The following is a 14,348-nucleotide window of genomic DNA, read 5'->3' on the forward strand; positions in this document are numbered from 1 at the left end:
GCCGCGACACTAGGACAGTGGACGCGAATGACGAGACCTGCGATCAACAGTTACCCCTGCCTCCAAGACCGGTTCTGCCAGACATGGCTGCAGCACGCAGTCGCGGGCCGGCTGACGTTGTCGAGGCCCATTGGCAGTCCCTACGACTCAGCTGGCAGTGGTGCCTTGCAGTACATCAGATCCGCTCGCCCGGGCGCCCATATCCGGGAATCGTTCCGCTGCTGGAGGCCGCCGCCGCTCAACCACGACTCCGGCGGCTGTATCCGTTCACCAGCCACTTCGCCCTGTTCTTCAGCAGCTCCACCAGCTACCCCTGGACTGTGCAGGCCGGATCGATCGAGCCCCTGCACAACGGACGGTTCAAGGTTCGCCGACGCAGTCCCCTCGCCGTGATCGGCGACGTCGAGACCGCCGAAGAGGCCGTGGCCCTCACGCTTGAACTGCTGCCCACCGGTCCCCAGCCCCTCATCACCGCCTCCGCGGACGGCACGTGTGACGGTGTGTCGTCGCGCCATACGACGCCCCTGCCCAGCCGGAGCACTGATCCACCACCCCAGCAAGAGCCATCAGAAGCGCCCTGGTCCGGAAAGCGCGAGTCACACCGGCCGTGACGAGCACCAGGAGCTCGTCGTCCATGAGTCGGTCGAGGTTGCCGACGGCGACACGTGAGGAGGCGCCAACGACCTAGGCATGTGCCGGGTCGCAGCTCCTTGGGTCGCGGTCTCGGCGACCGGACCGTCCGGCAGGCTTGCCTCGCCCCCCGGCCGGCGCTCAGTCATTACGACGTGTTACGCAAGCGTCACCGTGCATAGCCTGTTCCGACGCGCCTGGACCACCCACCACCGGGAAGACCACCCCACCCGCGACCCGCCATCCGGGCGAGCCCCTAATATCATCTGGCGTCCTCCGACGGACGCTGACGCCTGCTGGGTCGTGCCCGCCGCCCCACGCCCGGCACGACGGCTCCATGGCTTGGCAATGGAGTCGAGTATCGATGGAGAGGAACGTTCATGCGCGCCCGGAGCATCGCCACGGCCACCGCAACAGCACTGGCACTGGTGGCCGCTCGTGACCTTGTCCAGAAGAAGCACGCTTTGCTCCGGAACTTCCCCGTGCTCGGGCACGCCCGGTACCTGTTGGAGACGATCGGGCCTGAGCTGCGGCAGTACATAGTGACCTCCAACGACGAAGAGCGCCCGTTCAGCCGCGACCAGCGCACCTGGATCTACGCGTCGGCGAAGGGAGAGAACAACTACTTCGGGTTCGGCACCGACAACGACGTCGAGCACACGCAGGGGCACGCCTACCTGAAGCAGCGCACGTTCGCCGGCACGCTGCCCGACACGCACGACCCGCAGGCCCCGCTGCCGTCGGCCAAGGTGCTGGGCGGGCCGCGCGGGCGTGCCAAGGCGTTCCGGCCGGCGAGTGTGGTGAACATCTCGGCGATGAGCTTCGGTTCGCTCTCCGGCGCGGCGATCACGGCGCTCAACAAGGGGGCGGCGCTGGCGGGCACCCTGCACAACACCGGCGAGGGCGGTCTCTCGCCGTACCACCGCAACGGCGGCGACCTCGTCCTGCAGATCGGTACGTCCTACTTCGGCTGCCGCAACGAGGACGGCAGCTTCAACATCGACAAGCTCAAGGATGTGGTGGCCGGCGCCCCGGTCAAGGCGATAGAGATCAAACTCTCCCAGGGCGCCAAGCCCGGGCTGGGCGGAATGCTGCCGGGCGCGAAGGTGACGCCGGAAATCTCCGAGATCCGCGGCATCCCGCTCGGCGAGGACTGCGCTTCCCCGTCGCGACACACCGCGTTCGGCGACGTCGACTCGATGCTCGACTTCGTCGAACTGCTCGCCACCGAGACCGGCCTGCCGGTCGGGATCAAGAGCGCGGTGGGAGAGATGGAGTTCTGGCAGGAGCTGGCCACGCTGATGGCGCGTGGTGACCGCGGTGTCGACTTCGTGACCATCGACGGCGGCGAGGGCGGCACCGGGGCGGCGCCGCTCACCTTCTCCGACTCGGTGTCGCTGCCCTTCCGGATGGGCTTCTCCCGGGTGTACGGCGCGTTCGCCGAGCGGGGACTGACCGACGACCTGACTTTCATCGCCTCCGGCAAACTCGGCCTGCCGGAGAACGCCGCGGTCGCCTTCGCCCTGGGTGCCGACATGATCAACGTGGCCCGTGAGGCGATGCTGTCGATCGGCTGCATCCAAGCGCAGAAGTGCCACACCGACAAGTGCCCCACCGGAATCGCCACCCAGAGCCCGTGGCTGGCCCGCGGCCTCGACCCGGCCTCCAAGGCCACCCGGGCCGCCGTCTACCTGCGCACCCTCCGCAAGGAGCTGATGAAGGTCTCGGCGGCCGTCGGTGTCGCCCACCCGGCGCTCATCACGGCCACGGACATCGAGATCATGAACGGCGACTACGAGGCCCGTACCCTGGCCGGCGTCTACGGCTACAAGGACGGCTGGGGCGAGCTGGGCCCGCACCTCGCCGAGGAGATCACCGCGCTGCTCACCACCGGGCAGCCCTCCGGCCAGAAACCGACCGCCTGACGCGCCGCTCACGGCAGGCACCACGCTCGCCGCCCCCCTGCCCGGGGCGCGCGTGGTGCCCTCCAGTGGCACCCTTGTCTTTCCTGCTCCACGAACAGCCCCTGCCTAGGTGAACAGAACATGAGCGAAAAAGTGAGATTCCCGAGCGTCGTCGGCCCCGAACTGGCCGGAGCGATCGACCTGCCGGACGGCGAGATCCGCGGCTGGGGGATCTTCGTGCACGGATTCACGCTCGGCAAGGGCTCGCCGGCCGCGTCGCGTGTCAGCAAGCAGCTGGCACGCGAAGGGATCGGCATGCTGCGCTTCGACAACCTCGGGATCGGGGACTCCGACGGCGACTGGGGCGACGGTTCCTTCACCGTCAAGGTCCAGGACACGATCCGTGCCGCGGCCATGATGGCGGAGCGCGGAACTCCGGCAGACCTGCTGGTGGGGCACTCATGGGGAGGCGCCGCCGTCCTCGCCGCGGCGGCCGAGGCAACCGGTGTCCGCGCGGTCGCCACGATCGGGGCGCCTGTCGATCCCAGCCACGTCGAGCGACAGTACGACGCGGTCGTGGATCGCGTGCTCAGTGAAGGGTCGCACGAGTGGTTCGTCGGCGGGAGGACCCTGGTCCTCAAGCGCGCCTTCGTCGAAGACGTCCGCCGTGCTCACCTGCGGGACCGGATCGGCGAGTTGGACCTGCCGCTACTCGTCCTGCATTCGCCGACCGACAACACCGTCGACATCGACAACGCCGGAGAGATCTTCCGCGAGGCACGACACCCGCGAAGCTTCGTCTCACTCGAAGGAGCAGACCATCTGCTGACCGCCCGAGGACAAGCACAGCGAGCCGCCCACATCATCAGCGCCTGGGCCGATCAGTACATCCACGGACCGCGGCCCGCCGGAGACACCTCTCAGGTGGTGGAGAGCTCGCTCGGATAGGCGTGGGGCAGGGCCGTCGGGTGGCGCGGTCGTCCCAGCGGTGCCGTGTCATCGCGGCAGCCCGCCGGCCCGGAGTTCGGCAACCAGGGCACGGTACCGAGCTGTGACTGAGCAACAGCTGGCGAAGCTTTTGCGAGGGGCACTTCGCCGTTTTGCTTCCCTGCCGGGTGAGAAGCCGGAAAGATGATGACATGACGGGGAGAGCGAAAGTCGTTGTGACAGCGGTGGCGGTGCTGTGCGGCCTGACGGCGGTGGGGCTGACGGTCGCGGCGCTGACGGTGAATCCGGACTCCGCCGACCGGGCCGCAAGCGTCATCGGGACGGTCGCGGGGGGCGTGGCATGACCGCTTGGTGGAAGAAGCTGCTGCGGCCCGCCGCCGTGCAAGCCGTCGGAGAGAGATCCGTGGCCATCTACGGTGACTCCCACTCCCCGGTCGTCACGGGCGATAACGTCACGCTGACCTTCCACCCCCCGGGTCCGGATCTGGAGCAGCGGTGGCTGGAGTGGGACGACCTGGTCGGCAGGGTCCGAACGCCCCGGTCCCCGTCGTCCCTGCTGGAGGCACACCGTGCGGTGGTCCCCTTCCGCGGCCGCGCGGACGTGCTGGAAAAGCTGGCGGCCTGGTGCGCCGAACCAGGCTTCGGCGTGCACCTGGTGTACGGGCCAGGTGGGCAGGGCAAGACCCGGCTCGCCCGCCGTTTCACCGACGAGCTGCAGGAGGGCTGGAACGTCCTCTGGCTCGCCCCTCATGCTTCGGTCGCCGACCTGTCGGCGCTCAGCAGCCCGCCCGGCCCGGTCGTTGTGGTCGTCGACTACGCCGAAGCGCGTGCGGACCAGCTGCTCGCCCTGCTGCGCGCGGCCCTGCGCAGCCCGGACGCGACACCGTTCAAGGTGTTGTTGCTGGCCCGCACCGCGCACGACTGGTGGCCGGAGTTCCAGGACCGCGCCCGCATCGAGGACCTGTACGCGGTGGAAGGCACCCTCTTGCCGCCGCTGGAGCCGCACGCCGCCGATCGCGTGGATGCTTATCGCCAGGCCGTCGAGGCACTGGCCGATGCCCTGCCCCGGGTTCCGGGGCAAGAGGGATCCGGCTGGCCCGCTCGTGCGGCACGTGTGCTGGCCCTGCCCGCGCACCGGTTACAACGCCCCGGTTTGGAGTGCGCGCTCACCTTGCACATGACCGCCCTTGCCGACCTGCTGGATGCAGCCGGGGAAGACGTCGAAGAAGGCGATGGCCGCCCGCCGCCGTCCCCCGCTCCGACCGGGTCGGCTGAGGAGCGGCTGCTGAGCCACGAACGGGTCTACTGGCGGGCTGTTGGTGAGGCGTCGGGCGTGCGCCAGACAAAGAAGGTCGAGGCCGCCCTGGCCGCTGCCTTCCTCTGCGGCGCGCACGACCAGCAGGAGGCCCAAGCTCTACTCGCCCGGGTGCCGGGCCTGGAGCAGCACAGCCCGGACACCCTCGGTGACCTCAGCAAATGGATCGCCCAGTTGTATCCGCCGCCCGACGGGACGCAGGTCTGGGGGAGCCTCCACCCGGACCGGCTCGCCGAGTTCTTCGTCGGGGGATGTCTGGGCAGCGGTCCCGAGCTGTCCGAACGGCTGCTGGACGGCGCCGGCGTGGCCCAGGCAACTCGCCTGCTGACGGTCTCCACACGCGCCGCCGGTCACCCCGCTCACCGCGACAGCCTGGACGCAGACCTCACGCAGCTGTGTGTCCGGCACGCGGACACACTGGCCACAGCCGTCATCGACGTGGCCGTCCATGTGGAACGGCCGGACCCACTGCTGGCAGCGCTGGAGCAGCTGGCCGACGCCTCTGACCCGGATCCCGCACCACTACTCCGGCTCGCCGGACACCTTCCGCGCCCCACCCACCGGCTGGCGGACTTCGCACTGCACCTCGCGCGTCGGCTGGTGCAGCTGCACCGGGACCGGGCGGCCCAGGACCCGGCGCTTCTGCCCGACCTCGCCGGGCAGCTGCGCCTGCTGTGCTGCCGACTCGGTGACGCGGGGCTCTGGGCGGAGGCGTATCAAACGGCCCTTGAGTCGCTGCGGTTGCTCACGCCTCTCGCCCGCCAGGATCCGCGCACCTATGAGGTCCAGCTCGCCGCATGCCTGCTGAACATCTCCGTGGCGCTGGGCGCCTCGGGGCGGCGCGAGGCATCGGTGTTCCCCGCTCACCAGGCCGTCCGGCTCTACCGGCGGATCGGCCGGTGGGACGGGGGAGCATCGCTGCCCGAACTGGCACACGCCCTGAACGCCGTCTCCCAAGCCGAAGGGGAACTCGGACGGCTGCCGACGGCCCTGACCGCGAGCCGAGAGGCCATCGCGGTCCGCCGGCAACTCGTCGACCAGCACGGCGATGCCTCCCGGCCCGACCTGGCCGCCGCGCTGAACAATCACGCTGTCCGCCTGCAGCAGGCCGGCCGTGGACACGAAGCGCTCGGCACGGCACGCGAGGCCACCGACCACTACCGGGCCCTGGCGCAGGACCGTCCGGACGCCCATCGCGCCGGTCTTGGCATGAGCCTGGGCACCCTGTCCTCGTGTCTGCGCGACGCCGGCCGGCACACCGCGGCACTGCGCTGCGCCGAGGAGTCCGCGGACATCCGGCGCGAGCTGGCCCGCGAGCGCCCCGCCGCTTTCCAGCCCGCCCTGGCCCGCAGCCTGAACGCCCTCGCGATCGACCTGGGAAGGATGGGGCACCAGGACCGGGCCGTGGCGAAGGCCAAGGAGGCCGTCGACCTCTACCGGGCGCTCGCCCAACGCGACCGGACGGCCTACGCCGAGCCGTTGGCCATGAGTCTGAACACCTTGGCCTGCCAGCTGGAGAAGGCGGGCCAGGCACCTCAGGCCCTGACGGCCGCTCAGGAAGCCGTGGAGCTGTACCGATCCATCGCAGCGAGGAACCCGAGTGCGCACCGGGCCGACCTCGCCATGGCGCTGAACACACTCGCCGACGAGTTGGCCCAGACGGGCCACGGGGACGAGGCACTCGAGGCCGCCCGGGAAGCCGTGAGCCTCTACCGAACCCTGGCCGACCAGCAGCCACGGCCCCATCTCGACGCACTGAGCACGGCATTGAACACGTTCGGCCTGCATCTGAAGGCCCTCGGCCATCTTGCCGATGCCCTGGATGCGTTCGACGAAGCCATCGGGATCAGCCGCCGCATCACGGCCACTCCCCCGGCCGACGCCGCTCTCACCACGCTTGCCACAGCGCTGGCGAACAAGGCCGTGTGCCTGTCCGACCTGCACCGGCCGCAGGACGCACTGCACACCGTTGAGGAATCGGTGCACGTCTACCAGGAGCTGATGCGCAAGGAACCCGAAGCCTGTCAGCCGCAGCTCGTCACTGCCCTGTCCATCCGGCACCTGCTCCTCGTCGTCCTGGGACGTACCGACGAGGTACCGGACGCAGTGGAGAAGACGCTGCGGGTCCGCGCCACCCTGGTGCGACAGGATCGCGCAGCCCATCTGACGCACTACGGCGACGAACTGACCCTGCTCGGTGTCACGCTCGCCCTCCGGGGGCGGTACGGCGAAGCGGCGGGCCCGCTGGACAGGGCGGTGGCCGTCCACCGGGAGCTTACTGCCGAGGACACGCGGCACCGGCCGGTGCTGGCCCAGGGCCTGTTGGCCCTGGCATACGCGCTGAACGAAGCGGGCCGCCACGGTGAGTCATTGCCGGTCGCAGAAGAAGCAGTCATGATCTGGGGCGACTCCCCTCCGGCAGATGCGACCCACCGGTCCCTGCTCGTTTGGGCCCTTTGCGCCCTCGGCACCCAGCAGCACCTCCACGGGCGGCCCGAGGCCGAGGCCATATTGCGCCGAGCCACCGACATGGCAGCAGACCTGCCCGACGACATCCCGGGCCCACCGCGCCAACGACTGCAGAGCGCGGCTCTGGCCGCCCTCGGCACACATCTGGCACAGACTGCCCGGCCGGAGCTGGGGCTGCCCCTCCTCGCACAGGCCGCCGACCTGCCCCCGGGAACGGACGAGGACGCACAGTCCGCTCGGGCGGGCCTGCTGATCGTCTACGGCCACCACCTCGCCACCGACGCTGCCGACCACGAAACGGCCCTCGCGCTGACTCTCGACGCCGTGCGCCTCTATGAAGAACTCGCCGCGCACAATTCGGCGGTCCACGAGCGCGAGGTGGCCTGGGCACTGGCCCACCTCGGCCTGCGTCTGACAGAAAGCGGGCGCTACGAAGACGCCGCGCAGGCCACTGACCGGGCGGTCGCCCTGAGCCGTCGGCTTGGGACCTCGGCCCCTGCCTCGCACCGACTGCTTCTCGCCGTCTCCCTGTACGCACAGGCCCGGGCCGACTGGCAGGCCGGGACTGCCGAGACACGAGCCCAGGAGCACATCACCGAAGCCCTCACCATCCTGCGGGCCCTGGCCGAGCAGACCCCCGGGATGGTCACCGCCTACCTCGAAGACGCGGAACAGACATACGACGGGATGCACGCACCCCACCGTCGCCGCATGCCCCGGCGCGACCGGTCACGACCACCCGCCGCGGGGCGCCGGTGGCCCCGAGAGCGGTGAGCCCACGCCGGACGACAACGGCAAGGAGACTGCTCGCGAGGGCACCAGGCCCCAGGTCAGGCGGACGGGACGCCGTTACCGATGTCAGCGGACAGGCGTTGCAGGTCCCGGCTCAGGTCCGAGCTCCCCCGTCCACGCCCCTCCTCGTAGGAGGTCGCCCGGTTCGGCGACCAGACCGATGTTCGGGGAGACCTGCTGAAGTGCGGCGGCGACCGGCTGGTACGACAGTAACGCTGCGCGCCGGTATGTCATGACTTTCCCCCGCCTTGGTTGTCTATCCCCTCAATCCCTACGCACGGGAGATTACGGAGAGTTGGTCACATAAAGATCACGCAGAGCAGGGAACGCACCCTCGGCATGGCGTAGCGGCGTGCAACACCCTTCTTCAGCATGTGAATTGCTTACGCATGTCGAGTAACAGACACGCTCCCTCCCTTATGGTGACGCTGACTCAATACTGATAGCGAGGAGCAACCATCCATGGCGGTCTCGACCGGATTGCATGTCAGCCCGGAATTTCCCGCGATGCTCGAGCGGATTGACGCACTCGGCGGGGCGCTTGAGGCGGATGCGGCCGCGGCCGAGGAACTCGGCAGACTCACCGAGGGCGTCGGGCGGGCGTTGCTGGGTGCCGGCGTCGTAAGGGCTGCACTGCCGCAGAGCCTCGGCGGCCACGAGTTCTCGCCACGCCAATTGATAGAGACAGTCGAGCGGGTCAGTTACCACGATTCCGCGGCCGGTTGGACGATGATGGCGCTGCAGTTGATGACCGGCACGACGGCGGCCTATCTCGATGCCGTTGCGGCGGCCGAATTGTTCCCGGATGTCGCGGGCGGGGATCACGCATTGTTGGCCGGTCACGGCACCCGGCCCGGCCGGGCCGTCCCGGTGGAGGGTGGCTATCTGGTGAGCGGCAGTTGGCAGTTCGCCTCCGGCATGGCCCACGCCACCCATATCCACAGTGCGATCCAGGTAGAGGGCACCGGGGAGCTGCGAGTACTGGCGATGCCGAAGTCGCAGGTGGAACTTGTCGACAACTGGGATGTGCTCGGGCTGCGTGCGACGCACAGTATTGATTACCACTGCGCCGATGTGCTCGTCCCGGCGACGCACACGTATCTCGCCACGACGACGGACCCGGCCAACGGCGGCGCGATCTATCGCCTCGGATTGGTCAACATGTCCGCAATCGGACACACCGGTTGGGCGCTCGGTGTCGGGCGGCGCCTGCTCGATGAACTGAAGCTGGTCGCCGCGGCGAAAACCGGCACACGTAACGCCGCCGTCGACACCGCGCAGTTCCATGCGGAGTACGCGACCGCCGAGGCCGGGCTTCGTTCGGCACGGGCATGGACGATGGAGGTATGGCGAGGTATCGAAGACACCCTGGATGCCGGTGAGTTGCCGAGTACCGAGCAGGACACTCTCCTCAGGCTGGCGCTCAACCACGCGACGTGGACCGTGCACGACGTGGGTCGGACAGTGCACCGATGGGCAGGGACGGCAGCGATCCGGCGTGGGCCGATCGACCGGTTTCTGCGTGATCTCGGCACAGGTACCCAGCACATCACCTCGAGCCCCACGATCCTGCAGAACTGCGGGAAATGGCTCAGCGGCGCGTCTCCCCAAGCGCACTGGGACTTTCTCGACTTGACGCCGTAACCGCTTGACGCCGTAACCGCCAGGCCGGCGAGTGCGCAACCGGCACGAAAGGGGCGCCGGCGTTCGCCCGCCTCTGATCGACAGGGCGGTCGACAGGCCGCATGTCGCCTATGACCGCAACGTCTCCGAAGGCGGCTCCCCGAACTGCCGGCGGTACGCGAGCGAGAAACGACCCGGGTGCAGGAAGCCCCAGCGGGAGGCGACGGCGGTGACGGTCGTGGCGCCCGGGTCGGAGGCCAGGAGTTCCTTGCGTACGCGGTCCAGGCGGACCTCGCGCAGGTACGCGACCGGTGTCGTGTCGAGGTGCCGGCGGAATCCTTCCTGAAGGGCCCGTACGCCGACGCCGACGCATTCCGCGATCTCCGCGACCGTGAGCGGCTCGGCGGCGTGTCCCTCGATGACCTCCATCGCGCGGCGGACCGCGGGCGGTGCGACGCGCGGCTGCTCGCCGAGCAGCGCCGACGTGTAGTTGCTGGGCTGGGCCATCAACAGCTGGGTCATAAGGAGTGATTCCAGCTGTTTCGTCACGACGGGCTGGCTTGTCATGCCACCAGGTCCCTCCGCCTCCCGGCGCATGAGGTCGACGATGTTGAGCCAGGACCGGGAGCCCGGTGTGGTGAGGTTCATACCGAGCGAGAAGGAGATCGGGCGGCGCACGGCGCGGCCGAGCAAACTGCCCAGGTGTGATTCCAGCGACGATCGGTCGAACCACACGATCAGCTGCGGATTGCCGTCACCCCAGCGCATATCCAACTTTCCGGTCGGAGAGGGGACAGAAGCGAGTTCCGGGGAAGAAATGATCTCCTCGCGGCCGCAGGTGATCTCGGCGTAACCGGCGAGCGGTATCTGGACAAGGAAAAAGCTCTCCAGATCGCCGGGCGTGATCCGGACTTCCGTTCCGTAATCGAGGTAATAGAGACCTGTCCGGTCGAATGGTGCGCCGTGCAGCCGGGCGTCGAGCGTCGCCGAGCGCCGCATGATGCGCAGCTCATGCGGACAGAAGGCGCGGCCGACCTCGGCCCGCGCCTCCCAAATGTCCGCTGTATGGAAACGCTGGTGATTTGCGAGGGGGGACTTTTCAGCGGGCATGTAAACCTCCACCGCCGAGATGCGCGATCGGGACAGCAACCCGCGTGATCCGGATAGCGGAGGTGATCTTGCCATACCAAGATTGCCCCCTGGCCACCGCGGACCCGAGAGAATCCTGGGAATCAACAATGCAGGGAGTGCCGGGCCGGACTGCGCTCGTCAGAGGCGAAGTCACGCCCAGCGGACAGCCCGTCGCATGCCCGCTGCGCGTATTACGCGCGACCGGCGCGGCGAGGGCTGCCAGAGCCGTACCCCCGCACGTCGCGGCACCCTTGCCCCTGTTGTCCCTGCTGTCCCGGTTCGCCGATTCGGCCGGGTCCCTCTAGCCGGCCGGGTTACCCGGGGCCATCCCCCGCCCTACGGGTGACCTGGTCTCCCGCGGCTGCCCGCCGGCCCCCCTCCGGCGGGCAGCCGCATTCCCCACCTGCCCCCACTCGGTGACGCCGCCACGTGCTGAACGCCGCACAGCGCACGGCACTGCACGGCACCGCTCAGAAAACCGCACACCCCAACCCCGGAGATCCCCCTCATGCGCAAGATCACCATCGTCGGAGCCGGCCAGGCCGGTCTTCAGCTCGGCATCGGCCTGGTCGACCACGGTTTCGACGTCACCCTCGTGTCCAACCGCACCGGAGACCAGATCCGCGAGGGCCGGGTCATGTCCAGCCAGGCCATGTTCGGCACCGCGCTGGCCCACGAGCGCAATCTCGGCCTCGACTTCTGGGGCGACGCCTGCCCGTCGATCGACGGTCTCGGCGTGAGCATCGCCGACGGCCAGGGCGGCCGGGCGCTCTCCTTCGACGCCCGCCTCGATGCCACCGCGCGCTCCATCGACCAGCGCGTCAAAATGCCACTCTGGATGGGCGAGTTCGCGCGCCGCGGCGGCCGTCTGGAGCTCTGCGAGGCCGGCATCGAGGACCTGGAGCGCTATGCCGCCGAGTCCGACCTGGTAATCGTCGCGGCCGGCAAGGGCGAGATCGCCGGGCTGTTCGAGCGGGACCCCATGCGTTCCCCGTACGACGCTCCCCAGCGCGCGCTGGCCCTGGCGTACGTCAACGGCATGGCACCGCTGCCCGACCGCCCCGGCGTCAGCTTCAACGTCATCCCCGGTGTTGGTGAGTACTTCACCATGCCCAGCCTCACCACCAGCGGCCCCTGCGACATCATGTTCTTCGAGGGCATCCCGGGTGGCCCGCTCGACTGCTTCGACGGGCTCGCCCCCGACCAGCAGCTGGCGAAATTCCAGGAGCTGCTGCGGACGTACGTTCCGTGGGAGGCCGAGCGCTGCACCGAGGTCACGCTCACCGACGGGAACGGCACCCTCGCGGGCCGCTTCGCGCCGACCGTCCGCAAGCCCGTCGCCACGCTGCCCTCCGGCGCGCAGGTGCTCGGCCTCGCCGACGTCGTCGTCCTCAACGACCCGATCACCGGCCAGGGGTCCAACAACGCCTCGAAGTGCGCGGCCTCCTACCTCGCCGCCCTCCTGGACCACGGCCAGCACCCGTATGACGCCGCGTTCATGCAGCTCGCCTTCGGCCGCTTCTGGGACAACGCGCAGTCTGCCACCGTGTGGACCAACGCAATGCTCGGCGCCCCGCCGCAGCACGTCCTGGAGATCTTCGGCGCGGCGAGCGCCAACCCCCGTATCGCCGCCCGCTTCGTCAACGGCTTCGACGACCCCCGCGACCTGTTCCAGTGGTTCATGGACCCGGCCGCCGCGAAGAACTATCTGGCGGAGCAGGGCGCCTGATAGGACATCAGAAGTTAATAGAAAACTGACGCTACGTCAGCGTCGACTGCAAGCGTAACGAGACAGGACAGCAGGACATGAGAAGGATCGCGGTGGTCGGGGCCGGGCAGGCGGGTGCCCAACTCGCCTTGGGACTCCAGGCACACGGCTATGACGTCACCTTGGTCACCGACCGCGAACCCGACGAGATACGTCGCGGCCCGGTCATGTCCAGCCAGTGCATGTTCGACACCGCGCTGCAGAGCGAGCGCGAACTCGGCCTGCACCACTGGGAGGACCAGGCCCCGGACATCTCCGGCATCGCGCTCTCTCTCATCGGTCCGCACGGCACTCCGGACGTCTCCTGGCGTGCCCCGCTGGAGGGGCCTGCCCACTCCGTCGACCAGCGGGTCAAGTGTGCCGCCTGGATCGAGCAGTTCGCGGACGGCGGCCGCGGCGAGATCGTGCTGCACGAGGCGGGCGTCAACGACCTCGAATGGTACGCCCGTACGCACGATCTCGTCGTGGTCTCCACAGGCAAGGGCGAGCTGAGTCAACTCTTCCCGCGCAACTCCGAACTCTCCCCGTACGACCGGCCGCGCCGTGCGCTGGCCCTGACGTACGTCACGGGGACGGCACCGCGGGAGGGGGAGGACACCGTCCACTACCGCCTGGTCCCCGGCGTCGGCGAATACATCTCCTTCCCCGCCCTCACCACCACAGGGCCCTGCGACATCATGGTCTTCGAAGGCGTCCCCGGCGGCCCGATGGACTGCTGGGACGACATCCGCACGCCTGAAGGCCACCTCACCCGCTCACTGGAAATCCTCCACCGGTTCTTCCCCGACGAATACGAGCGCTACCGGCACGCCCGGCTCACCGACAGCGGTGGCGTGTTGCGCGGCAGGCTCACTCCGACCGTCCGGCACCCCGTCGCCCGCCTGGCCTCCGGCCGGCATGTCCTCGGCATGGCCGACGCCGTCGTCCTCAACGACCCGATCACCGGCCAGGGTTCGAACAACGCTGCCCAGGCCGCGACCCACTACCTCGACAGCATCCTCCGCCACGGCAGCGCCGAATTCACTCCGCAGTGGATGCAGCGCACCTTCGACAACTTCTGGCGCGGCTGGGGTCAATGGGCCGTCGGCTGGACCAACTCCCTCCTGGACGACCTGAGTCCCCACCACCATGACCTCCTGACCGCGGCGGCCGAGATCCCCTCGGTCGCCGGCGCGCTCGCCGCCGGCTTCGACGACCCGCGCACCCTCTACCGCTGGTGGTTCGAGGAGGCCGAGGCCCACCGCTTCCTCGCCGAGAAGCGCGCCCAGCACGCCGCACGCTTCGACGGCCGCGAAATGCGCCGCGCGCTGGGCCAGTACGCGACGGGCGTGACCGTGGTGACGGCCCGCGCCCCCGACGGCCGCAACGTCGGCATGACCGCGAACTCCTTCACCTCCGTCTCGCTGAACCCGCCCCTCGTCCTGTGGTGCCCCGGCAAAAACAGCCCGAGCCTCCCGGACTTCACCGACGCCTCGCACTTCGCCGTCCACATACTGGCCGCCGACCAACACCACCTGTCCCGCCAGTTCGCCACCCCCGCCGACGACAAATTCCGCGGCATCCCCACCACCCCCGGCATCGCCGGCACCCCCCTTCTGGACGGTGCGGTCGCCCGCTTCCAATGCCGCACCGTCCAACGCCTCGACGCCGGCGACCACATCATCTTCCTCGGCGAGGTCGAACAGTACGAGGCCGACGGCGGCACTCCTCTGGTGTTCCACTCGGGGTACTACCACGTGGCGACGAAGCATCCAGATCTGTGACCGCC

The 14,348-nt window shown here is 69.1% G+C and carries 9 protein-coding genes; 8 read left to right on the top strand and 1 reads right to left on the bottom strand.

Annotated features, from left to right (window positions below; translation table 11 throughout):
• Positions 1-83 precede the first annotated feature (83 nt).
• The 6 genes from CFW40_RS36530 (at position 84) to CFW40_RS01705 (ending at position 9,702) form a co-directional block, all read left to right on the top strand.
• A complete protein-coding gene (locus CFW40_RS36530; RefSeq protein WP_143034596.1) occupies positions 84-611 on the top strand; it encodes a DUF6193 family natural product biosynthesis protein in 528 nt (175 codons plus the stop codon).
• Positions 612-1,010: 399 nt separating this feature from the next.
• A complete protein-coding gene (locus tag CFW40_RS01690; protein ID WP_088796046.1) occupies positions 1,011-2,555 on the top strand; it encodes an FMN-binding glutamate synthase family protein in 1,545 nt (514 codons plus the stop codon).
• A 120-nt stretch (positions 2,556-2,675) separates the two neighbouring features.
• Complete coding sequence (locus CFW40_RS01695) at positions 2,676-3,482, top strand: S9 family peptidase (RefSeq protein WP_088796047.1); 807 nt, start codon at positions 2,676-2,678, stop codon at positions 3,480-3,482.
• A 191-nt stretch (positions 3,483-3,673) separates the two neighbouring features.
• Complete coding sequence (locus CFW40_RS36925) at positions 3,674-3,826, top strand: hypothetical protein (RefSeq protein WP_176956610.1); 153 nt, start codon at positions 3,674-3,676, stop codon at positions 3,824-3,826.
• Positions 3,823-8,040: a tetratricopeptide repeat protein gene (locus CFW40_RS01700; RefSeq protein ID WP_088796048.1), complete on the top strand. Its 4,218-nt coding sequence runs from the start codon at positions 3,823-3,825 to the stop codon at positions 8,038-8,040. Before CFW40_RS36925 ends, CFW40_RS01700 begins: the two co-directional genes overlap by 4 nt.
• 480 nt (positions 8,041-8,520) lie before the next feature.
• Complete coding sequence (locus CFW40_RS01705) at positions 8,521-9,702, top strand: acyl-CoA dehydrogenase (RefSeq protein WP_088796049.1); 1,182 nt, start codon at positions 8,521-8,523, stop codon at positions 9,700-9,702.
• 108 nt (positions 9,703-9,810) lie between these two features.
• Here CFW40_RS01705 and CFW40_RS01710 read toward each other — a convergent pair whose 3' ends face one another.
• A complete protein-coding gene (locus CFW40_RS01710; RefSeq protein WP_256331650.1) occupies positions 9,811-10,830 on the bottom strand; it encodes an AraC family transcriptional regulator in 1,020 nt (339 codons plus the stop codon).
• 490 nt (positions 10,831-11,320) lie between these two features.
• Here CFW40_RS01710 and CFW40_RS01715 point away from each other — a divergent pair, with 490 nt between their 5' ends.
• On the top strand, positions 11,321-12,541 hold the full coding sequence (locus CFW40_RS01715; RefSeq protein ID WP_088796051.1) for a styrene monooxygenase/indole monooxygenase family protein: 1,221 nt from the start codon (positions 11,321-11,323) through the stop codon (positions 12,539-12,541).
• A gap of 77 nt (positions 12,542-12,618) precedes the next feature.
• Positions 12,619-14,343, top strand: a complete 1,725-nt coding sequence (locus CFW40_RS01720) for a styrene monooxygenase/indole monooxygenase family protein (protein WP_088796052.1) — start codon at positions 12,619-12,621, stop codon at positions 14,341-14,343.
• The last annotated feature ends 5 nt before the right edge of the window (positions 14,344-14,348 follow it).

The sequence above is a fragment of the Streptomyces sp. 2114.4 genome (assembly GCF_900187385.1).
GTDB lineage: Bacteria > Actinomycetota > Actinomycetes > Streptomycetales > Streptomycetaceae > Streptomyces > Streptomyces mooreae.

Excerpts from the sequence above, each read along its gene's own strand:
- CFW40_RS36530 (WP_143034596.1), top strand. The coding sequence starts at position 84 with ATGGCTGCAGCACGCAGTCGCGGGCCGGCTGACGTTGTCGAGGCCCAT.
- CFW40_RS01690 (WP_088796046.1), top strand. The coding sequence starts at position 1,011 with ATGCGCGCCCGGAGCATCGCCACGGCCACCGCAACAGCACTGGCACTG.
- CFW40_RS01695 (WP_088796047.1), top strand. The coding sequence starts at position 2,676 with ATGAGCGAAAAAGTGAGATTCCCGAGCGTCGTCGGCCCCGAACTGGCC.
- CFW40_RS36925 (WP_176956610.1), top strand. The coding sequence starts at position 3,674 with ATGACGGGGAGAGCGAAAGTCGTTGTGACAGCGGTGGCGGTGCTGTGC.
- CFW40_RS01700 (WP_088796048.1), top strand. The coding sequence starts at position 3,823 with ATGACCGCTTGGTGGAAGAAGCTGCTGCGGCCCGCCGCCGTGCAAGCC.
- CFW40_RS01705 (WP_088796049.1), top strand. The coding sequence starts at position 8,521 with ATGGCGGTCTCGACCGGATTGCATGTCAGCCCGGAATTTCCCGCGATG.
- CFW40_RS01715 (WP_088796051.1), top strand. The coding sequence starts at position 11,321 with ATGCGCAAGATCACCATCGTCGGAGCCGGCCAGGCCGGTCTTCAGCTC.
- CFW40_RS01720 (WP_088796052.1), top strand. The coding sequence starts at position 12,619 with ATGAGAAGGATCGCGGTGGTCGGGGCCGGGCAGGCGGGTGCCCAACTC.